This window comes from Mesorhizobium sp. M5C.F.Ca.IN.020.32.2.1 (genome assembly GCF_004023105.1).
Classification (GTDB): Bacteria; Pseudomonadota; Alphaproteobacteria; order Rhizobiales; family Rhizobiaceae; genus Mesorhizobium; species Mesorhizobium wenxiniae.
On sequence record NZ_RZSX01001383.1, the window covers coordinates 1 to 987 of the forward strand.

Annotated in this window: 1 protein-coding gene and 1 pseudogene; both read left to right on the forward strand. The window is 61.1% G+C overall.

What is annotated here, in order from left to right:
* Positions 1-421: sugar transferase (locus tag EOA86_RS36185; RefSeq protein WP_206630258.1), on the forward strand; the 421-nt coding region annotated here is incomplete at its 5' end.
* Positions 418-987, forward strand: a pseudogene (locus tag EOA86_RS36190) (hypothetical protein); the annotation flags it as partial. The gene EOA86_RS36185 and the pseudogene EOA86_RS36190, both read left to right, overlap by 4 nt.

Genomic DNA, 987 nt, shown 5'->3' on the forward strand with positions numbered 1-987 from the left:
GATGTACACGGACAAGGCGGATCCGACGGCCAAGCAGACGGTGACCAAGAACGACCCGCGCGTCACCCGCGTCGGCCGCTTCATCCGCAAGACCTCGATCGACGAGTTGCCGCAGTTCTTCAATTCTCTTTTCGGTTCGCTGTCGCTGGTTGGGCCGCGCCCGCATGCCATTGCCGCGCAGTCGCACAACCTTCTCTACAATGAGGTGGTCGACGGCTATTTCGCACGCCACAAGGTCAAGCCCGGCGTCACCGGTTGGGCCCAGATCAATGGCTGGCGCGGCGAGATGGACACCAACGAGAAGATCCGCATGCGGACGGAATACGACCTCTATTATATCGAGAACTGGTCGCTGCTGTTCGATCTGAGAATCCTGTTCCTGACACCGATCCGGCTGCTCAATACGGAAAATGCCTATTGAGCGCCGTCGCGCATGAGCTGCCGCCGGCTGCAGTCAACGCCAAGCTGGTCGCGCTGATTGCGTCGAGCGCGGTTTTCCTCGGCGCCTTCCTATCCGGCTTCGTCATCGCCGAGCCGGCGCCATACGACCTCTACATGGTCGGGCTGATGGCAGTGTGGGCCTTGCTCGGCCTGCGCATATCGCGCGCGGCTGCGCCGCTGCCGGTGCTGCTGGTGGTCATGAACATCGGCGGCATGATCTCGATGACCCAGATGTCGGATATTGCCGGCACCCCGCTCTATCTCTCTGTGTCGCTGTTCCTCGCCTTCACCGCGGTGTTCTTTGCCTCGGTGACATCGGTCCAGCCAAACCTCTACCGGGTTATCTTCCTGGCCTATGTGATGTCGGCGGTGCTGACCTCGCTGCTCGGCATAGCAGGCTATTTCCATGCCTTTCCCGGGGCGGAGATCTTCACCAAATACGACCGCGCGACCGGCGCCTTTCAGGATCCGAACGTGTTCGGGCCGTTCCTGGTGCTGCCCGGCATTTACCTGCTCTATCTCTTGCTGACAGGCCCTATCTCACGC